Annotated in this window: 18 protein-coding genes; 10 read left to right on the forward strand and 8 right to left on the reverse strand. The window is 70.7% G+C overall.

Features of this window, described 5'->3' with window-relative positions; genetic code table 11:
* Positions 1-81: 81 nt before the first annotated feature.
* The 3 genes from EIY87_RS27525 to EIY87_RS27535 are packed head-to-tail and all read left to right on the forward strand — an operon-like array spanning position 82 to position 4,834.
* On the forward strand, positions 82-1,695 hold the full coding sequence (locus EIY87_RS27525; RefSeq protein WP_125312762.1) for a carboxyl transferase domain-containing protein: 1,614 nt from the start codon (positions 82-84) through the stop codon (positions 1,693-1,695).
* A gap of 2 nt (positions 1,696-1,697) precedes the next feature.
* Positions 1,698-3,683 (forward strand): acetyl-CoA carboxylase biotin carboxylase subunit, encoded by a 1,986-nt coding sequence (locus tag EIY87_RS27530; RefSeq protein ID WP_125312763.1) that lies wholly within the window; start codon positions 1,698-1,700, stop codon positions 3,681-3,683.
* Positions 3,680-4,834, forward strand: a complete 1,155-nt coding sequence (locus EIY87_RS27535) for an acyl-CoA dehydrogenase family protein (RefSeq protein WP_125312764.1) — start codon at positions 3,680-3,682, stop codon at positions 4,832-4,834. Before EIY87_RS27530 ends, EIY87_RS27535 begins: the two co-directional genes overlap by 4 nt.
* Positions 4,835-5,004: 170 nt before the next feature.
* Here EIY87_RS27535 and EIY87_RS27540 read toward each other — a convergent pair whose 3' ends face one another.
* Genes EIY87_RS27540 through EIY87_RS27550 form a run of 3 tightly spaced genes read right to left on the reverse strand, consistent with a single transcriptional unit; the run spans position 5,005 to position 7,217 of the window.
* On the reverse strand, positions 5,005-6,348 hold the full coding sequence (locus tag EIY87_RS27540) for a hypothetical protein (RefSeq protein WP_125312765.1): 1,344 nt from the start codon (positions 6,346-6,348) through the stop codon (positions 5,005-5,007).
* Positions 6,345-6,680, reverse strand: a complete 336-nt coding sequence (locus EIY87_RS27545) for a hypothetical protein (RefSeq protein ID WP_125312766.1) — start codon at positions 6,678-6,680, stop codon at positions 6,345-6,347. The genes EIY87_RS27540 and EIY87_RS27545 overlap by 4 nt, the downstream gene beginning before the upstream one ends.
* Positions 6,681-6,695: 15 nt before the next feature.
* Positions 6,696-7,217: a YbaB/EbfC family nucleoid-associated protein gene (locus tag EIY87_RS27550; protein ID WP_125312767.1), complete on the reverse strand. Its 522-nt coding sequence runs from the start codon at positions 7,215-7,217 to the stop codon at positions 6,696-6,698.
* 159 nt (positions 7,218-7,376) lie between these two features.
* Between EIY87_RS27550 and EIY87_RS27555 the strand changes: the two genes are divergently transcribed.
* The 3 genes from EIY87_RS27555 (at position 7,377) to EIY87_RS27565 (ending at position 9,968) form a co-directional block, all read left to right on the forward strand.
* Positions 7,377-7,889, forward strand: coding sequence for a GNAT family N-acetyltransferase (locus tag EIY87_RS27555; protein ID WP_125312768.1), 513 nt, complete (start codon positions 7,377-7,379; stop codon positions 7,887-7,889).
* Between the two features lie 59 nt (positions 7,890-7,948).
* Positions 7,949-8,794, forward strand: coding sequence for an SDR family oxidoreductase (locus EIY87_RS27560; protein WP_125312769.1), 846 nt, complete (start codon positions 7,949-7,951; stop codon positions 8,792-8,794).
* Positions 8,795-8,906: 112 nt separating this feature from the next.
* On the forward strand, positions 8,907-9,968 hold the full coding sequence (locus tag EIY87_RS27565) for an alpha/beta fold hydrolase (RefSeq protein WP_125312770.1): 1,062 nt from the start codon (positions 8,907-8,909) through the stop codon (positions 9,966-9,968).
* 87 nt (positions 9,969-10,055) lie between these two features.
* On the opposite strand, the gene EIY87_RS27570 is transcribed toward EIY87_RS27565, so the two are convergent.
* From EIY87_RS27570 to EIY87_RS27585, 4 genes are read right to left on the reverse strand one after another with little or no spacing between them, the layout of a single operon-like run.
* Positions 10,056-10,928, reverse strand: coding sequence for a peptidoglycan recognition protein family protein (locus tag EIY87_RS27570; protein ID WP_191984290.1), 873 nt, complete (start codon positions 10,926-10,928; stop codon positions 10,056-10,058).
* 3 nt (positions 10,929-10,931) lie between these two features.
* Positions 10,932-11,165, reverse strand: coding sequence for a hypothetical protein (locus EIY87_RS27575; protein ID WP_125312771.1), 234 nt, complete (start codon positions 11,163-11,165; stop codon positions 10,932-10,934).
* A 48-nt stretch (positions 11,166-11,213) separates the two neighbouring features.
* Positions 11,214-12,419, reverse strand: coding sequence for an acyl-CoA dehydrogenase family protein (locus tag EIY87_RS27580; RefSeq protein WP_125312772.1), 1,206 nt, complete (start codon positions 12,417-12,419; stop codon positions 11,214-11,216).
* Between the two features lie 22 nt (positions 12,420-12,441).
* Positions 12,442-13,737: an acyl-CoA dehydrogenase family protein gene (locus EIY87_RS27585; protein WP_125313555.1), complete on the reverse strand. Its 1,296-nt coding sequence runs from the start codon at positions 13,735-13,737 to the stop codon at positions 12,442-12,444.
* Between the two features lie 305 nt (positions 13,738-14,042).
* Between EIY87_RS27585 and EIY87_RS27590 the strand changes: the two genes are divergently transcribed.
* Complete coding sequence (locus tag EIY87_RS27590; protein ID WP_125313556.1) at positions 14,043-14,867, forward strand: helix-turn-helix transcriptional regulator; 825 nt, start codon at positions 14,043-14,045, stop codon at positions 14,865-14,867.
* On the opposite strand, the gene EIY87_RS27595 is transcribed toward EIY87_RS27590, so the two are convergent.
* Positions 14,859-16,067 carry a low temperature requirement protein A gene (locus EIY87_RS27595; protein WP_125312773.1) on the reverse strand — a complete coding sequence of 403 codons (1,209 nt, stop codon included), beginning with the start codon at positions 16,065-16,067 and terminating at the stop codon, positions 14,859-14,861. The two genes, EIY87_RS27590 and EIY87_RS27595, sit on opposite strands and share 9 nt — an antisense overlap.
* A gap of 117 nt (positions 16,068-16,184) precedes the next feature.
* Between EIY87_RS27595 and EIY87_RS27600 the strand changes: the two genes are divergently transcribed.
* From EIY87_RS27600 to EIY87_RS27610, 3 genes are all read left to right on the forward strand, one after another.
* Positions 16,185-17,099, forward strand: a complete 915-nt coding sequence (locus tag EIY87_RS27600) for an effector-associated domain 2-containing protein (protein ID WP_125312774.1) — start codon at positions 16,185-16,187, stop codon at positions 17,097-17,099.
* A 173-nt stretch (positions 17,100-17,272) separates the two neighbouring features.
* Positions 17,273-18,718: a VMAP-C domain-containing protein gene (locus tag EIY87_RS27605; protein ID WP_125313557.1), complete on the forward strand. Its 1,446-nt coding sequence runs from the start codon at positions 17,273-17,275 to the stop codon at positions 18,716-18,718.
* Positions 18,696-19,760 carry an AAA family ATPase gene (locus EIY87_RS27610; RefSeq protein ID WP_125312775.1) on the forward strand — a complete coding sequence of 355 codons (1,065 nt, stop codon included), beginning with the start codon at positions 18,696-18,698 and terminating at the stop codon, positions 19,758-19,760. Before EIY87_RS27605 ends, EIY87_RS27610 begins: the two co-directional genes overlap by 23 nt.
* Position 19,761 lies beyond the last annotated feature (1 nt).

Genomic DNA, 19,761 nt, shown 5'->3' on the forward strand with positions numbered 1-19,761 from the left:
GCATTCCGGCGACTGGACACCCGTGTTAGCGGTCGCTAACATCGGAGCGGAGGTTAACGCCTGCTAACTTCGAGGGAGCCCATGGACACGCCGGCACTGGGGACGTCTGCTGCCCCGGACAGCGAGGCCTACGCCCGCAACGCGACATCGCACGCGGAGCTGGTCGAGGACCTCCGCAAACGTTTGGGGAGCGCCCGGCTGGGCGGTCCGGAGAAGGCGCGCACGCGGCACGTCGAGCGCGGCAAGCTGCTGCCCCGCGACCGCGTCGACACGCTGCTGGACCCGGGATCGCCGTTCCTGGAGCTGTCGCCGCTGGCGGCGAACGGACTGTACGACGACGAAGCGCCGTCCGCCGGGATCATCACCGGGGTCGGGCGCGTCTCGGGGCGCGAGTGCGTGGTCGTCGCGAACGACGCCACCGTCAAGGGCGGCACGTACTACCCGATGACGGTCAAGAAGCACCTGCGCGCCCAGGAGGTCGCCCTTCACAACAACCTGCCGTGCGTCTACCTGGTGGACTCCGGCGGCGCGTTCCTGCCGAGGCAGGACGAGGTCTTCCCGGATCGTGAGCACTTCGGCCGCATCTTCTACAACCAGGCGACGATGTCCGCGCGCGGCATCCCGCAGATCGCCGCGGTGCTCGGCTCGTGCACCGCGGGCGGCGCGTACGTCCCGGCGATGAGCGACGAGGCCGTGATCGTCCGGAACCAGGGCACGATCTTCCTCGGCGGCCCGCCGCTGGTGAAGGCCGCGACCGGCGAGGTCGTCACGGCCGAGGAGCTCGGCGGCGGCGACGTCCACTCGCGCCAGTCCGGCGTCACCGACCACCTGGCCGACGACGACGCGCACGCGCTGCGGATCGTCCGGTCCATCGTGTCCACGCTGGGCCCGCGCGCGCCGCGGCCGTGGAACGTCCTGCCGACCGAAGAGCCGGCGGTCGACCCGGCGGAGCTGTACGGCGTGGTCCCGACCGACCCGCGCACCCCTTACGACGTAAGGGAGGTGATCGCGCGGATCGTCGACGGCAGCCGGTTCGGCGAGTTCAAGAAGGAGTACGGGGCCACCTTGGTCACCGGGTTCGCCCGGATCCACGGCCACCCGGTGGGCATCGTCGCGAACAACGGCGTGCTGTTCGCCGAGTCCGCGATGAAGGGCGCGCACTTCATCGAGCTGTGCGACAAGCGCTCGATCCCGCTGCTGTTCCTGCAGAACATCACCGGGTTCATGGTCGGGCGCGCGTACGAGGCAGGCGGCATCGCCAAGCACGGCGCGAAGATGGTCACCGCGGTGGCCTGCGCGCGCGTGCCGAAGTTAACAGTCGTTATCGGCGGCTCGTTCGGCGCCGGGAACTACTCGATGTGCGGCCGGGCGTACTCGCCGCGGTTCCTGTGGATGTGGCCGAACGCCCGGATCTCGGTGATGGGCGGTGAGCAGGCGGCGTCGGTGCTGTCGACGGTCCGCCGCGACGCGATCGAAGCGCGCGGCGGCGAATGGTCCGCCGAGGACGAAGAAGCGTTCAAGGACCCGATCCGCGAGCAGTACGAGGCCCAGGGCAGCCCGTACTACTCCACCGCGCGGCTGTGGGACGACGGCGTCATCGACCCGGCGGACACCCGCACGGTGCTCGGGCTCGCGCTCTCGACCGCGGCCAACGCACCCCTTTCCGATGTCAACTACGGCGTCTTCCGGATGTGATGATGTTCGACTCAGTACTGGTCGCGAACCGGGGCGAGATCGCGGTCCGCGTCATCCGCACGCTGCGGGACCTCGGCATCCGCGCGGTCGCGGTGTACAGCGACGCGGACGCCGAGGCCCGGCACGTCCGCGAGGCGCACACCGCGGTCCGCATCGGGCCCGCCGAAGCTTCGAAGAGCTACCTGTCCATCCCGGCCATCGTGGCCGCCGCCGTGTCGTCGGGCGCGCAGGCCGTGCACCCGGGATACGGCTTCCTGGCGGAGAACGCCGAGTTCGCGCGTGCCTGCGAGGCGGCCGGGCTGGTGTTCATCGGACCGCCGGTCGAGGCGATCGACGCCATGGGCGACAAGATCCGCGCCAAGGCGACGGTGTCGAAGGCCGGTGTGCCGGTCGTGCCCGGCGCGTCCGATGTGGACATCCCCGAGGGCGGGTTCGCGGAAGCCGCGGCTCGCGTGGGGTACCCGCTGCTGCTCAAGCCGTCCGCCGGTGGCGGCGGCAAGGGCATGCGACTGGTGCACGCGCCCGGGGAACTGGACGCCGCGATCGAGTCCGCGCGGCGCGAGGCCAAGGGTTCGTTCGGTGACGACACCCTGCTCATGGAGCGGTTCGTCACCACGCCGCGGCACATCGAGATCCAGGTCATGGCCGACCGGCACGGCAACGTCGTCCACCTCGGCGAGCGCGAGTGCAGCCTGCAGCGGCGGCACCAGAAGATCATCGAGGAAGCGCCGTCGGTGCTGCTCGACGAGGCCACCCGCGAGAAGATGGGCTCGGCCGCGGCCGAGGCCGCGCGGTCGGTGGGGTACGTCGGGGCGGGCACGGTCGAGTTCATCATGTCGGCGCACAACCCGGACGAGTTCTTCTTCATGGAGATGAACACCCGGCTGCAGGTGGAGCACCCGGTCACCGAGCTGGTCACCGGCCTCGACCTGGTCGAGTGGCAGGTCCGGGTCGCGGCGGGGGAACACCTGACCGTCAGGCAGGAAGACGTCGTCCTCAATGGACACGCCGTCGAAGCGCGCGTGTACGCCGAGGACCCGGCGCGCGGGTTCATCCCGACCGGCGGAACGGTGCTGGCGGTGCACGAACCGGCCGGCGACGGCGTCCGCGTCGACTCGTGGATGACGCGCGGCGCGGTGATCGGCTCGAACTACGACCCGATGCTGGCCAAGGTCATCGCGTGGGGCCCGGACCGCGCGGCGGCGCTGCACCGGCTCGACCTGGCGCTGGCGGACACGGCGTTGCTGGGCGTCGGCACGAACACGGCGTTCCTGCGCGGGCTGCTGGCCGACGCCGACGTGCGCGCCGGGCGGCTCGACACCGAGCTGGTCGACCGCCGGCTGGCCGACCTCGTGTCGTCGGACGTGCCCGCGGAGTTCTTCGTCGCGGCCGCCTTGGACCGGTTCCTGGAACTGCAGCCGTCGGGGTCCGTAGTGGACCCGTGGGACGTGCCGGACGGCTGGCGGATGGGCGGCTCCGGCGGCGTGACGTTCCGGCTGAAGTCCGGCGCGGCCCGCGCGGTGGTCCGCGTCCAGGGCACGCCGGCCGCGGCGACGGTGTTCGTCGACGACGCGGAGCCGGTCGAGGTCTCGGCCCGGCGCGACGGCGACGTCCTGGAGATCCGGCACGACGGCGGGTTCCACCGCTACCGCCAGGCCTGCGGGCCCGACCGGACCGTCTGGCTGGCCCGCGACGGCCTGAGCTTTCCCTTCGGGGAGCAGGAGTTCGTGCTCTCGTCGCGTGGCGAGGCCGCCGGGGCCGGGCCGGTCACCAGCCCGATGCCGGGCACGGTGCTCGTCGTGAAGGTCGCCGCCGGTGACGTCGTGAAGGCCGGGACCCCGTTGCTGGTGGTCGAAGCCATGAAGATGGAGCACACGGTCACCGCGCCGGTCGACGGCGTGGTCAGCGAACTCCCCGTCCGGGCCGGCCAACAGGTCGCGCTGGACGAAACCCTTGCCGTAGTGACGCCCCAAGAGGAGCAGCAGTGATCGACTTCCGCCTGGACGAGGAGTACGAAGCCCTCCGCAAGACGGTGGAGGACTTCGCGCACGCCGAAGTCGCGCCGGTGATCGGCGAGCTGTACGAGAAGGAAGAATTCCCGTACGAGATCGTCGCGAAGATGGCCGAGATGGGCCTGTTCGGCCTGCCGTTCCCCGAGGAGTTCGGCGGCATGGGCGGGGACTACTTCGCGCTGTGCCTGGCTTTGGAGGAGCTGGCGCGGGTCGACTCGTCGGTCGCGATCACCCTGGAGGCCGGGGTGTCGCTCGGCGCGATGCCGATCTTCCGGTTCGGCACCCAGGAGCAGAAGGAGAAGTGGCTCCCCGACCTCTGCGCCGGCACGGCGCTGGGCGGCTTCGGCCTGACCGAGCCGGGCGGCGGCTCGGACGCGGGCGCGACCCGCACCCGCGCCACCGAGGACGGCGACGAGTGGGTCATCAACGGCAGCAAGGCGTTCATCACGAACTCGGGCACCGACATCACGCGGCTGGTGACGGTCACGGCGGTGACGGACGTGATGGAGAACGGCCGCAAGGAGATCTCGGCGATCATCGTCCCGTCGGGCACACCGGGCTTCGAGGTGGCGCCGAAGTACTCGAAGGTCGGCTGGAACTGCTCCGACACGCACGAACTGTCCTTTTCGGACGTCCGGGTGCCGGTAGAGAACCTGGTCGGCACGCGGGGCCGCGGGTACGCGCAGTTCCTGTCCATCTTGGACGAAGGCCGCGTCGCGATCGCCGCGCTGTCCGTCGGCCTGGCGCAGGGCTGCGTCGACGAGTGCCTGAAGTACGTGAAGGACCGCGTCGCGTTCGGCAAGCGGATCGGGGAGTACCAGGCGATCCAGTTCAAGATCGCCGACATGGAGGTCCGCACGCACACCGCGCGCCTGGCGTACTACCAGGCGGCGTCGAAGATGCTGCGCGGCGAGCCGTTCAAGAAGGAGGCGTCGATCGCGAAGCTGGTCGCGTCGAACGCGGCGATGGACAACGCGCGCGACGCCACCCAGATCTTCGGCGGCTACGGCTTCATGAACGAGTTCCCGGTCAGCCGCTTCTACCGCGACGCCAAGATCCTCGAGATCGGTGAGGGGACGAGCGAGGTGCAGAAGATGCTGATCTCCCGGCACCTCGGCGTCGCCTGACGTAACGCCCGGGGCGTCGCCGGCGAAGTGGCGGCGGGGTGCTCGCCCGCCGCGCCGGTCGACGACGGCTCGGAGTTCGACGAGCCGTCGCCACCGGCCAGCACGGTCACCGTGCCCACGCCCAGCCCCACGCCGATGACGTTCCGGCCGGCTACACCTGCTGGTGACCGCTACTGCTGCTGCTGCTGTTCCTGCTGCTTCTTGTCCTCTTCGGCCCACGCGGCTTCGGCCTGCATCTGGATGTCGGTGAGGCCGCGGTCGACCTGCACGATGTCCTTGCCCGCCCAGCCGACGAAGTTCTTCGAGCTCTTGGCGTCGGACAGCGCCTTGAGCATCGGGTAGTAGTCCGGGTGGTTCTTCTTGATCCAGTCGTCGGCGAACTTCATCTTCTGGTAGCTGTCGCCGAACTTGGTCTTGAGCCAGTCCTCGTGCTTCTTGATCACAGAGATGTCGTGGTCGCTCAGGTGCGACTTCGGCGGCGTCGGCTTCGGCGGCTCGGGCGGCTTCGGCAGCGGCCGCGAGAAGTTCGGCGTGGTGCCGTCGCCGGGCGGACGCGTGCTCGGGGTGGCGCCACCACCGGGACCGTCGTGCGTGATCGCCGTGCCCGGCGGGGGCAGCGGCCGCGAGAAGTTCGGGGTCGTGCCGTCGCCCGGGGGTCGCGTGCTGGGGGTGGCGCCGCCACCGGGACGGTCGTGGGTGATCGCGGTGCCCGGTGGCGGCACCGGCGTCAGCTCGTGGCCCGCGCTCGAGGACGAACCCGGCTTGCCCTTGACCAGCTTCGACAGCCCGGTGAGCCGGGCCAGCGTGCGGCCGGCGTAGGCGACGACCTTGGCGAGCTTCGCCATCATCGCCGCGACCTGCACCGAGACGGTGGCGACGCACTTGGTCACGCCGACGGCGATCGACGCGCCGAAGGTCGGGATGGCGAGCGCGAGCGCGATCAGCATCGTGGAGATGATGTCGCCGAGGATCGTCGTGATGATGTCGCGCAGCAGCGCGCGGACCGCGCCGATCAGCGCCCCGGTGGTCTCGACCATGTAGCCGGCGACGTCGGCCGCCTTGGCGTTGGCGTCGATCCAGCCCTTCCGGTCGTTGATCGACTTGAGGAAGCTGTCGTAGCCCTTGCCCTGCCACTGGGTGATCGTCGACTTGAGCGTCTCGTCCAGCTCGGTGCCGGTGTTGCGCAGCGACTCGCCGATCTTGTGCAGCTCGTTGGCGACCTTCGTGACTTCCGACGGGTTGCCCGCGACCTGGTCGAGCGGCCACTTGAGGAACGAGACGTGCTCGATCAGCCAGCCCAGCCCCGCCGCGATCAGCTTCGCGAGCGGGTCCATCGCGAACGCGACGGTGTCGAGCACGGCGCTGATGACGTTGATGCCCAGTTCGACGCTGACGGCCGCGAGGTCGCCGCCGTGCTCGGTCTGGACCTTGCCGATCGAGTCGCCGACCTGCTTCCAGCTGTCGAAGACGCCGGCGCCCGTGGTGGAGTTCGCCGACGTGATGGGGACGGTCACTTGCCCAGCTCCGTTTCGAAGGTGCTCAAGCCCTGAGCCGTGTTCGAGTCGTGGGTCGCGTACGTCTCGGCGGCCTTCTTGACGTCGGCCGCGGACTTCCCGATGTCGCCGACGAGGTTGTTGATCTCCCCGGTGATCACGGCCATCGTGACCCGCGACGGCACGGCGAGGACCTGGGCGAGCAGGATGCCGAACGCGGCGTTGTCGAACCCGTTCGCGGCCTGCATCCGGTTCGCGGCCTCCTGCACCGCCGGCTGCGTGGTGCCCGACAGGAACTGGCTGAACTTCTGCAGCTCGGCCGGGTCGACCGAGAATCCTTCTCCGGTAACCACCGGTTCTCCTCCGTACTACCAGGGGTTGCTTTCGCCGTCGTCCTCGTCCGGCGCGGGCCGGGGACGGCGGCGCGGCGGGCCTTGCTGGGGCGGCGGTGGCGGTGGCGGGCGGTGCGGGGGCCGCGCCGGGCGGTCGTCGGCCTCCTGCTCCGGCATGAACACGTCGCTCTTGTCCGGGCCGGGTCCCGCGTCCGGCTCGGGGGCGGGCAGGAACTCGTCGAGCAGTTCGCGGGCGGCCGAGCTCTCGCCGACCATGCCCTCGAACGCGCCGGCGACCTGGGCCGAAACCTTCTGCTGCGCCTTGCCGATCAGCTGCAGCACCAGGCCGGACAGGGCTTGCGGGGGCCGTTCGTACGCGCGGGGCCCGAACCGGAGGTCCTGCAGCACGCCGCTGGGACCGACGGTCACCGAGACCGCGCCGTCCGGCGACTGCACGCTGGCGGTGGCGGACCGGAGCGTTTCCTGCGTGGCCGCGGCTTTTGCCCGGATTTCTTCGAGTTCGACGGTGAACGCGGCCAACGGATCGCCCGGGGGCACTGACTGAGTCAATTCGTCCTCGTCGCGGGAGAGGTGGGGAACGGCGAAAGTCAATCAGCGCTCTTTGAAGCTCGGATGACGCGCACCGAGCCACCGGCTTAACGAGGTGTGGATCGCCGAAGTCGGCCCGTGCGTACCCCGTGTGCGGTAAACAGGGGCATGGACAACACCGTCATCCGATCGGGCGATTCCGGGGACGCCGACATCCTCCTGGGCTTCTTCGACGAAGCCGTCGAATGGCTGGTCGCGCGAGGCAGCTCGAAGCAGTGGGGAACCGAGCCGTGGAGCCGCGTCCCGAAGCGCGTCGAACGCGTCAAGGGCATGGCCGCGGATCCGGGGCTGCGCATCGCGATGGTCGACGGCGAAGCGGCCGGCGCGCTGATCGTCTCGGAAGAGCACGACCCGCACGTGCCGCCGGTTGACGAGCGTGAACTGTACGTCCGGCTGCTGATCACGTCCCGGCGGTTCACCGGCAGGCGCGTCGGCGGGCGGCTCATCGAGTACGCGCTCGACGAGGCGCGGCGGCGCGGCATCGACCTCGTGCGCGTCGACTGCTGGGCCGGCGGCGACGGCGACCTGCAGCGCTACTACGAGAGCCAGGGCTTCAAGCCGACCGTGCGGTTCCACGTCGACGACTGGGTCGGGCAGGTCCTGGAGCAACGCGTGGGGTAGCGCGATCGCGGGCCAGGGGTGACACTGTTGACGCAGTGCCAACAGACGAAGGAGTCGCCATGGCCGAGGAGCTCGCGGGCAAGGTCGTCGTCATCACCGGTGGCGGGCAGGGGATCGGCGCGGCGACCGCGTCGGCGCTGTCCCGGCTGGGCGCGAAGGTGGTGATCGGCGACCTCGACCAGGTCAGGGCCGAGAAGACGGCAGGCGAGCTGGACGCCGAGGCGCTCCCGCTGGACGTCACCGACATCGCCGGCTTCACCGGGTTCCTCGACGAGGTCGAACGCCGCCACGGGCGCATCGACGTGCTGATCAACAACGCCGGGATCATGCCGCTGGCCCGCCTTGAAGAGGAGAGCGACGCGACCACGCGGCGGCAGCTGGAGATCAACCTGCACGCGGTCATCCACGGCACGCGCGAAGCGATCAAGCGGATGCGCCCGCGGCGGTCCGGGCACATCGTCAACGTCGCTTCCTTCGCGGGCAAGGCGGGTTTCCCGGGCGCGGCGACGTACTGCGCGACGAAGCACGCCGTCGTCGGGCTGTCCGAGGCGGTGCACCTGGAGCTGCACGGGTCCGGCGTGCACGTCTCGTGCGTGATGCCCGCCATCGTGCGGACGGAACTCGCGAGCGGCCTCGGCGAGGCGAAGCTGTTCAAGTCCTCGCGCCCGGAAGATGTGGCCGACGCCATCGTATCCACGCTGCGCAAGCCTCGTTTCGAGGTCTTCGTACCCCGGTCCGTGGGAACTATGGGCAAGCTCACCCGGCTGCTGCCGCGGCGGGCCGGTGAAGCGATCGCCCGCGCGCTCAAAGCGGACCAGCTTTTGGCTTCAGCGGCCCATTCCCCGGCTCGCGCGGAGTACGAGGCGCGCGCCGCCGAAAGCGCTCCCGGAGCGTCCCAGGAGTAACTCGGACGGCCTAGCGACTGTCCGATTTGGACGTGGGCGGTGTTGAGTCCACCGGGCTGACCGGGCAAGATTGGCCGGAAGTGCCCGGGGGACGTCGCAGGAGGCTTTCGAAATGGTTTCACCGCCCGCACGACTGGCCGCGGCGGCGTCGAACGTGGTCGGCAAGGTGCTGCACGGCGGTGTCGCCGACCTGCGCCCGATGCCGCGGGTGCTGGTCGACCAGGGCCCCAACCGCTCGCTGTACCGGATGACGCACAGCAGCCGCCCGGTGTCCGGGCCGCCGGTCCTGCTGGTGCCGCCGCTGGCCGCGCCGGCGATCTGCTTCGACCTGCGTCGCGGCTGCAGCCTCATCGAGCACCTGGTCGAGCGCGGCCGCAACGCCTACCTCGTCGACTACGGCATGGTGGCGTTCTCGGACCGGCGCCTGGGCATCGAGCACTGGATCGACGAGGTGCTGCCGCGCGCGATCCGGCGCGTGAGCCAGGATTCGGGCGGTCAGGACGTCCACTTGGTGTCGTGGTCGCTCGGCGGGATCTTCTCGCTGCTGGTGAACGCCGACCAGCCGGACCTCCCGATCGCGTCGATCACGGCGATCGGTTCCCCGGTGGACTTCACGGCGATCCCGATCGTGGCGCCGTTCCGCCCGCTGGTCGACCTGACGAACGGCCACCTGCTGACCCCGATCTACCGCGCGTTCGGCGGCGCACCGTCCTATTTGGTCAGCCGCGTGTTCCGCGCGACGGGCATCAGCAAGGAGATCACGAAGCCGATCGCGATCCTGAAGAACCTCGACGACCGCGACTACCTCGCGCAGATCGAGGCGGTCGACCACTTCATGAGCAACATGTACGCCTACCCCGGGCGCACGTTCGGCCAGCTGTACCACCGGCTGTTCCGCACGAACGACCTGGCCGAGGGCAAGGTCGACCTCAACGGGCGCATCATCTCGCTGTCCTCGGTGCGCGTCCCGACGCTGGTGGTGGCGGGCGAGAACGACACGATCGCGCCGCGCCCGTCGGTCGAGCGGGTCGTGGAACTGCTGGACAACGCCCCGGAAGTCCGCTTCAAGACCGCGCCGGGCGGCCACCTCGGCGTCCTGACCGGCCGCAAGGCGCGCGGCACGACGTGGCGCTACCTGGACGAGTTCCTCGACGACCAGGCCTCAGCCGACTAGGTCGATCTCGAACGGCTCGGCCGCGCTGTACCGGACGTCCGCCCACACCGCGCCGGGCACCTGGACGAGTTCCTCGACGACCAGGCCTCAGCCGACTAGGTCGATCTCGAACGGCTCGGCCGCGCTGTACCGGACGTCCGCCCACACCGCGCCGGGCACGCGGTAGCGCCGGTGCGTCGTCAGCTTCGGGTCGTAGCCCGGCAGCTCGCGCGGGTTGTGGCCGATGCCCGTCCGGTCGGAGCCCCACGCGAAGATGTCGGGCACCCACAAGGGTTTCGCGGAACCGTCGCCGCCCAGCCGCGGCCGCACGACGATCGCCGCGCCCGCGCTGCCGGACAGGAAGACGCGGACGGTGTGCTCGCCGTCGTCGGGCGGGGTGACGGTGATGCGTTCGAGGATTTCGACCTCCGCGCCGAGCGGCCCGGAGCCGGCGGGGTCGGCGGCGCGTTCGCGCAGCCACGCGGTGTCGATGCCGACGGGATCGATCTTGCGGCCGGTGGGCAGGCAGACGTCCTTGTGCCCGGCGTACCGCTCGACCCCGCGCGACATGTACCGCAACAGCGCGGCGACGAGCTTCGGGTAGGCGTCCCGCTGCGCGTCCGTCCAGCCACCGGCGCCGGCGGATTCCGCTTCGATGCCGAGGAATTCGTCGTTGACGTCGAGGAACCCGAGCCACTGCGACGCACCGGCGTGGTAAGCGCACCCGGCGGCGACGACGTAGACCGTCCCGCTGCGCCCGAGCCCGAGGTTGCACAACGGCCCGGCGAGATCGGCACGCCCGTTGGTGACGAGGTCGAGCGAGGGGTAGTCCCCGGGCGCGGAATCGGCGGTCGCGGTGTGGTGCCCGACGACGCCTTCGACGACGCGCATGCCGCCGTGCCCGCGGGTCTGCCACCCGGGCACCTCGACCACGGGGTATCCGGTGCTGCGAGCGGCGTCGACGAGCCAGGGAACGTACACGGCTCAGCCCTCCGCGACGTCGTCGTAGGCCCCGGACTCCGCTTCGGTGTCCGGCGCGTGGGGATCGGCGATCCGTTCGGCGAGCGCGATCCGGGCTTCGTCGACGTTCTTCGGGCCCTGCCGATCGGCGTCCCAGCCTTCGGCATCCCATTCCCGCGGCGACTTGATCGGGGTGTCATCCCCGGGCCGGTGCACGACGGCGCCGGCGAGGAGCGTGGTCTCGATGTGTTCGGTCACGATCGGCCTCCGGCACCCGAGGGTACCGGAGGCCGACCGCCTCGCGACCTACTTCAGTTCGGCGCTGGACTTGCCGAGGATGCGCCGGGCCACGATGAGCTGCTGGATCTGCTGTGTGCCCTCGAAGATGTCGAGGATCTTGGCGTCCCGGGCCCACTTTTCGAGCAAAGACTCTTCGCCGTACGCGCCGGTCAGCTCGACGCACTTCAGCGCGATCTCCACCACCGAACGCCCGGCTTTCGCCTTCGCCATCGAGGCCTGCAGCGAATTCGGCTTCCGGTTGTCCGCCATCCACGCGGATTCCAGCGTCAGGAGGTACGCGGACTCGTAATCCGCTTCCAGGCGGAGGAATTCCGCCGCGGCGGCGTGCTGGGTGTTCACCGGGCGGTCGTAGTCGATCGCAACCCCGGCGGCGGTGAGGATCTCGCGCGTCTCGTCCAGGGCCGCCCGTGCCACGCCGATCGCCATCGCCGCGACCAGGGGGCGGGTGTTGTCGAACGTCTGCATGACGCCCGCGAAGCCCTTGGCCGTGTCGATTTCCGGGGTGCCCAGCAGGTTTTCCTTCGGGACGCGGCAGTTCTCGAAGCGCAGCACCGCCGTGTCCGAGGCGCGGATGCCGAGCTTGTGCTCGACGCGCACCACCTCGAAGCCCGGCGTGCCCTTCTCCACCACGAACGACTTGATCGCCGCGCGGCCCTTGGACTTGTCCAGCGTCGCCCACACGACCACGGCGTCCGCGCGCTCGCCCGACGTCACGAAGATCTTCTCGCCGTTGAGGACGTAGTGGTCGCCGTCGAGGCGAGCTGTCGTGCTGACCGCCGCCGAGTCCGAACCGAACGCCGGCTCGGTGATCGCCATCGCCGCCCACATGCCGGAGAAGCGCTCCAGCTGCTCGTCCGTCGCGACCGAGCCGATCGCCGCGTTGCCGAGGCCCTGGCGGGGCATCGACAGCAGCAGGCCGACGTCGCCCCAGCACATCTCGATCGTGCCGAGGACGACGTTCAGGTTGGCGCCGTTGCGGTTGCCCTTCTCCTCCTTGTCGGAGGCGGACCGGCGGACGCCCGCCGCGCCCGCGCCGCCTTCGCCGGAGGAGTTGAGGCCGTCCAGCAGCGCCGCGAACATGTCCAGCTCGGCCGGGTAGGTGTGCTCCGCGCGGTCGTACTTGCGCGAGATCGGCCGGAACACCTCGGCCGCGGCCTGGTACGCCTGGTTGATCAGGGCGCCGGCCTTCTTGGGAGCTTCCAGGTTGATCATCGTTAACGCCTTTCGCGAAAGCCTAGAGAAGGACGGCGCCTTCCATGACGCCGATGGCACGCAGGTCGCGGTACCAGCGTTCGACCGGGTGCTCCTTGACGAAGCCGTGCCCGCCGAGCAGCTGCACGCCCGCGTTGCCGATCTGCATGCCCTTGTCCACCGCCAGCTTCCGGGCCAGCGCGACCTCTCGCGCGTACGGCTTGCCCTGTTCGGCGCGGGCCGCGGCGCGCAGCGTCACCAGGCGCAGGCCCTCCAGCTCGATCGCGATGTCGGCGACCGAGAACGCCACCGCCTGCCGGTGGCTGATCGGCTCGCCGAACGCGACCCGCTCGTTGACGTAGGGGACGACGTAGTCGAGGACGGCCTTGGAGGTGCCGGCCGCCAGTGCCGCCCAGCCCAGCCGCGAAAGCCGGACGAGGTCGGTGAAGACGTCGAGCTTGCCGCCGCCGAGCAGCGCGCCCGCCGGGAGGGACACCTTCTCGAGGTGCAGCTTGCCGGTCGCGGCGCCGCGCAGGCCCATCGCCGGCTCGGCCTCGATGGTCACCCCGGCGCTCGACGACTCGACCAGGAACAGCGCCGGGCCGCGGCCTTCGAGGTCGGCCGACACGATGAACAGCTCCGCCTGCGCCGCGCGCGGGACCAGCGACTTCACGCCGTCGAGCTGGTAGCCCTTCGGCGTGCGGCGTGCCTTCGTCGCGGGCTTGAACGGGTCGTAGAGCGCTTTCTGCTCCTGCAGCGCCAGCGCCGCGGCGGGGACGTTCTCGCCGACGAACGCGGGCAGGTAGTCGGCCTGCTGCTGCTCGTCGCCCCAGCTGACCAGCGCGGTGCTGACCGCGGACGGCGCGAGCACGGCAACGGCCAGGCCGAGGTCGCCGTGCGCCAGCGCCTCCGCGACGAGCGCGTTGGTCACCACCGAGCGTTCGGTCCCGACGCCGCCGAGCTCCTCGGGGATGCCGACCAGGCTGATGCCCAGCTCGGCGGCCCGGCTCAGCAAGCCCTCCGGCGCCTCGAGCTTCGCGTCGGCGTCCGCGGCGGCCGGCCGCAGCTGCTCGGCGGCGAACTCCGTCACCGTCTCGACGATGAGCTGCTGGTCCTCGCTCGGCGTGAGGTCGAACAGCCCCGTGTCGGCGGACGGCGCGAGCCGGGCGGGCTTGCCCAGCTTCTGCACCGACTTGAACGACCGGGTCGCCGCGCCGGCGACGCGGAAGCCGTTGCGGGTTCCCGCGGTGACCAGGTCCTCGAGGGGCTTGCGCAGCCCCGTGCGGTCGACGACCTTGCTCCCGGCCAGCCGGGTCAGCGCGGAAAGGCCCCAGCCCATCGCGTCCCGTTTCCTTGGCGCAGCCATGTGGCCCTCCATCCCGTTACCTACTCGCCAGTAGGTTAACCCGGGCGGCGGCGCGGCGCCAGTGCGGGGTTTACCTTACGACGTAAGTCACCCCGAGATCTCCCGCGGTGCACGCCCGCGCGCGGGCGTGCACCTTACGTTGTACGAGACCGCCCGCGCCGCCCGACGTGGCGGTTTCCCCGGGCAGCGAGTTCGCGCGCGGCGGTGGCGCCGGGACCGCCGTGCGGGGGATCGGCGATCCCTGGGTGCGCGTGCCCGGAACGTCGATAATCGGCCGGGTGAACCGCGCCGAGCTCGCCGACTTCCTGCGCCGCCGCCGGGAGGCACTCCGCCCGGACGACGTCGGGCTGCCGCCCGGGCAGCGCCGCCGCACCGCCGGGCTGCGCCGCGAGGAGGTCGCGACGCTCTCGGGGATGTCCACCGACTACTACACGCGGCTGGAGCAGCAGCGCGGGCCGCGGCCGTCGGAACAGATGCTCGCCGCGATCGCCCGAGGCCTGCGCCTGACGCTCGACGAGCGCGACCACCTGTTCCGGCTGGCCGGGCACACCGCGCCGAGCCGCGTGTCGCGCGCCGACCACGTCAGCCCCGCACTGATGCGCGTGCTGGACCGGCTGCACGACACTCCCGCGCAGGTCATGTCGCACCTCGGCGAAACACTCGTGCAGAACGCGCCGGCCCGGGCGCTGCTCGGCGACGAAACCGGCCACACCGGACCCGCGCGCAGCGCGGGTTATCGATGGTTCACCGACCCCGCGGAGCAGCTGCTCTACCCGCCGCCGGACCGCGCGCGCCACGGCCGGTTCCTGGTCGCGAGCCTGCGGGCGGCCAGTGCGAGCGACCCCCGGGCCGCCGACCTCGCGCGGCTGCTCGCGGCGAAGAGCGGCGACTTCGCGCGGCTCTGGGAAGCGCACGAAGTCGCGGTGCCGTTCGAGCGCCGCAAGACGCTGGTGCACCCGGCCCTCGGCGAGATCGCGCTCGACTGCCAGCTGCTCCTCACCGACGACCTCGCGCAGCTGCTGCTCGTCTTCACCGCCACGCCCGGCACCGAAGACGCCGAGAAGCTGCGGCTGCTGTCCGTCGTCGGCCCGGAGCTACTGTGAGTGCGCCGCGTGCACCTGCTTGCGCCACTCGGCGAACCGCAGGCGCTCGAACGCGATGAGCCCGAGCACGACCGCGGCGACGATCACCAGCAGCACGGCGGCGGGGACGTGCTCCAGCAACGGCGTCGCCGCGACCAGCAGCACGCCCACGACCAGCCGCTGGTGGTTCCAGCTGCCGAGGTTGCGCCGGCGCAGCGCGCTCAGCGCGACCAGGTAGAGCCCGAGCCCGCCGGTCAGCGTCCAGATCGGCACGCCGTGCAGCGCTTCGCCCGGCGAGTGGTGCTCGGTGTCGGCGAGGTAGAGGAACGCCTTCTTCAGGCCGAGCGCGACGAGCACGATCCCGGCGATCAACGGCAGGTGCAGGAACGTGTAGGAGTCGGTGGCGAGCTTCGTGCGCTCGGTGCCGGTGGCCTGGGTGAGCCGGTGCTCGGACACGCGCGCGACGACGTCGAAGTAGGTCCACCACATCCCCGCGGCGAGCGCCAGCCCGCACACGGCCCCGCCGGCCACCAGCCACGACATCGGCAGCGACCCGATCCCGATGCCGATCGCGACGATCGACTCGCCGAGCGCGATGATCACGATCAGCCCGAACCGCTCGGCGAAGTGCGCGGGCGCGTTCAGCCGCCACCCCTCGGGCCCGGCGAGGTAGACGTTCAGGTAGTCGGCCAGCAGCGCGGCGACCCACAGCCCGAGCTGCCACGGCCCGCTCAGGAAGGCCGCGACGGCGAGCAGCCCGACCGACGGCAGCAGGCCGACGAACATCTTGAGCAGGACCTTCCGCAACCCGGGGTCGTGCTTCGCGGCGCCGAGGTAGGCGACGAGGTGCAGCAGCCGCACGAGCGCGTAGCAGACGACGAACAGCGCGGGCGCGTACAGCCCGCCGGGGAAGTCGACAAACGCCTCGGGGATGGTCAGCGAAACGAGGAACATCACGGCCATCGCCCCGAACATCGCGAGCCGCGCGATCCCGTGGTCGACGTGGATGGTGTTCCCGAGCCAGGCGTAGGAACACCAGCACCACCACAGGACGGCGAGCATGGCCAGCCCCTGCCCGACCCCCGCCGGGCTCAGGTGGTCGGCCATCAGCTGGGTGGTCTGGGTGATGGCGTAGACGAAGACCAGGTCGAAGAAGAGCTCGATGGTGGAGACGCGGTGGTCCTCATCCGCGCTCACCAGGTGCAGGCGTCTCGTGGGCACGCCGAATTATGAACGGCGGCACCCCGGGCGCGTCGCGTTTCGGGTAACGCCCTGCGCGAACGTGGCCGAGCGTGCACACGTCTGGGACACTGAGTGCGGGACGCGGGGAGGTGGGTCGTGCATTCCTATGGGGCAGCGCTGCACCGGACGATCATGGCCGTGGACGTCGCGGGGTACAACAACCCGAACCGCACCCTGGCCCACCTGCGCGAAGTCCACGAAGGCCTCTGGCGCGTCCTGCGCACGACGTTCGCCGAAACGGGCATCCCCTGGGACTCCTGCTACGTGGAGAACACCGGCGACGGCGCGATGATCCTGCTGCCCCCGGACATCGCGAAGGCGGACCTGGTCGCCCAGTTCCCGGCCCGCATGCGCGACGAGCTCCGCCGCTACAACCACGTCCACGCGGAGGAAGCCCGGATCCGCCTCCGCCTGGCCCTCCACGCGGGCGAAGTGGCGGAGGGCAGCCACGGCCGCGTGAGCAAGGCGGCGAGCTTCACCTTCCGCATCCTCGACGCGCCGGCGGCGAAGGCGGCGCAGCAGGAGGCCGAGGCCGATCTCGTGCTGATCACGTCGACCTTGTTGTACGAGGACGTCGTCGTCCAGGACGCCGCCGCCGATCCGGGGGCGTTCCGGCGGATCCCGGTGAAGGTCAAGCCGGGGGAGAACCCCGCTTGGGCGTGGCTGCGCGTGTTCGGCCGGGTCAACGGCGTGGTGACCGCCGCGCCGAAGGTGCCGGCCCGCGGAAGATTCCCCGCGTTGATCGACGCGTTGCTCGCGGTGCCCTGCGTCCGCAAGCCCGACAGCCGCCGGCTGCTGCTGGAAGTGTTCCCCCGCCGGGAGATCGCCGACGTCGTGCCGTACCACGCCGAGGACCGGCTGCACGTGATCGCGCTGGCCCGCACGTGCCAGCGCTTCGACGGCGGCCTGGTCGACCTGCTCGACGCGGTCCGGACCATCGAGCCGGAATCCCCGCAGGTCACCGCGCTGGCCGCGATCATCGGCGACTGGCCGGAACAGCAAGCGCTGTAGGGCTTGTCCAGCTTTTGCCCCTTTTTCCCCCGGATCCGGTCGGTGAACTCACGTTCCCGAGCCACGCGCACGCCGGGGAGGTGGTTCGTCACGTGTCGGCCGGTGAACGGGTTTACGGGCCCGGACGCGGGTTCCGCTACCGGCCGGGCACCACGGTCTCGGTCCGGGAAGCGATCGTCAACGTCCTCGCCGGAGCGGGCCTCGCCGTCGACCCCGCCGGTCGCGCGTTGCTGCTGGAGCTGATCCACGACAACCTCGGCTTCCCGTTGACCGTCCCGGATCAGGTGACCGGCCGCGACCACCTGATCGAAGTCGTCAACGCCTGCGCGAAAACCGAAGGCGGAATGGTCGCGCTCGCCGACGCCGTCCGGCTGATGCGGCCGGAATCGCGGGAGTCGGATCAGGTGCGGCGGCTCGTGCACCAGCCGCGGATGCACGACCTGCTGCCCGAGCCGGAACTGTGGTGGCTCCGCGCGCGATTGACCGGCGTGGTTCCGCCGCGGCTGTCCGCGTTGCTCCGGAAAGCGGCCGGGCCGGCGGATCCACCGGCCGACATTCGTGACGCGTGGGACGCTTTCTGCGCCCTTTCGGACTTCAACACCACACCGGACGGCCTGCCGCCCGCACTCGCGTTCGTCGAGTTCGTGGCCGCGAAATGCGCGCCGGCGCTCGCCGGCGAACTGCGCCATTGGAACACCGAGCAAGCACGACGGCTGCAAGCCGAAGCGGGTTTGGCGGCGTTGCGCGCGGAGCGGGAGCCGGAATCGCCGGAACCGGCGCGGCTGCACCTCATGATCGTCGTCCAGCCCGACGGCATCGACCCGGGCAGGCACCTCGTTTCCTATTGGCGGCAGGACGATCCGGAAGAATGGCCGCCGGCGCGCGGCGGTCTCGACACGGTCACCGGTGACCAGCTCGAGCGCCACGTGGACATGCTCGTCGTCGAAGCGGAAAACGCGTGGGCGGAGTACCGCGGCGAAGTCCGCCTGGAGTTCGTGCTGCCGAGGTCGTTGCTGAACCTGCCGGTGCACCTCTGGTGCAAAGAACACGAAACCGGTGATCCGCGGCCGTTGTTCCTCGATTATCCGATTGTCGTGCGGTCGCTGGAACGGATGCGGTCCCGGCATTGGCACCGGGCCTGGCGGTTGCGGTGGGAAGCGATGATGACCGATCCCTCGGCCGAACGGGTGTATTTCTGCACTGCCGAAGACACCGGTGAACGGCATCGGCTCGACGCGATACTCAGCGAAGACCAATGGGTGGTCATGGTTCTCGCGGCCGCACCGGCATCACGGCCGAGGCCGGGGGAAGACGAACTCGCGGCGGGATTGCGGTCGGGGCTCCCCGCACTACTATGGCATCCCGAGGCGTCGCTGGATCTCTTGCGAGAGGTGGTCACGTGGCTGGTCGACGGCGGTGCTCTCGGAGACCTTCCCGCCCGGGTGCAGAAATCGCGGTGCGCCGCATTCCGGAAAATGACCATTCCTGTGGACCTGAGCGTCGTCCGGAATCTGGTCGTCCTCTGGGACGACCCGGCACGCGTGGTGTTCCTCGACAGCCCGCCGTTCCGGCCGGGCCCGCCACCCGGGAGCGCCGATGAGCGTGGACGAGCTTCCTGAGCCGCGGCCGGGCTGGTGGGTCTACTCCGGTACCGGGGTTCCCGCGGGCGGGCCGGAGAAGCCGCTCCCGCCACCGCCGCCGTGGCGGGAATTCGACGGCGGGCCGTTGCTCGACGACGTTCTGGTACCGCCCGAAGACGCGGAGATGAAACGGCGGCTCGGCGCGGCCAGCACCGAATCGGTGCCGCGAGCCGACGTGCACGAAGTCGACATGGTCAACGCGGCGATCTACCTGCGCCGTCCCCTGCTCGTCACCGGCCGGCCGGGCAGCGGGAAATCCAGTCTCGCGTTCCGGATCGCCCGGGAACTCGGCCTGGGCCGGGTCCTCCAGTGGCCGATCACTTCGCACACCACGCTGAAGACGGGAACGTACGGTTACGACGCCATCGGCCGGGCACAGGCCGCGGGCTCGCGATCGGCGGCCGCCGGCACCGGGACCGCGGAAGTGGCGGAGCCCCCGATCGGCGAGTTCGTGCGCCTCGGCGAGCTGGGCACCGCGTTCCTGCCCCGGCGCCGCCCCCGGGTGCTGCTCATCGACGAGCTGGACAAGTCCGAAGCCGACCTGCCCAACGACTTGCTCAGCCTGTTCGAGGACGGCGAGTTCGAGATCCCCGAGCTGGTCCGGATGGCCCGGCGGACGCCGGTCGTCGAGGTCTTCACCGCGGATCCCGACGCGACGGCGGAGATCGTCGCCGGCCGGGTCCGGTGCCACGCGTTCCCGATCGTCGTGATCACCAGCAACGGCGAACGGGATTTCCCGCCCGCGTTCCTGCGCCGCTGCCTGCGCTACGAAACCAAGGACCCGGACGTCGACCAGCTGGCCGCGATGGTCGCCGCGCACATGCTCGACCCGTCCGACGACCACCGTTCGCGCATCATCGGGGAGTTCGTCAGCCGGAGCGAAGCGTTCGGCGGGTTGCCGGTCGACAAGCTGCTCGAAGCCGTGTACCTCGCCACTTCCGGTGCCTACCGCGAAAACGACACCTCGTGGACGAGACTGGTGGACGCGCTGTGGCGGCAGCTGAACTCGCTGGTTCCCTGAG

Origin of the sequence: Amycolatopsis eburnea (assembly GCF_003937945.1) — a bacterium.
Taxonomy (GTDB): Bacteria; Actinomycetota; Actinomycetes; order Mycobacteriales; family Pseudonocardiaceae; genus Amycolatopsis; species Amycolatopsis eburnea.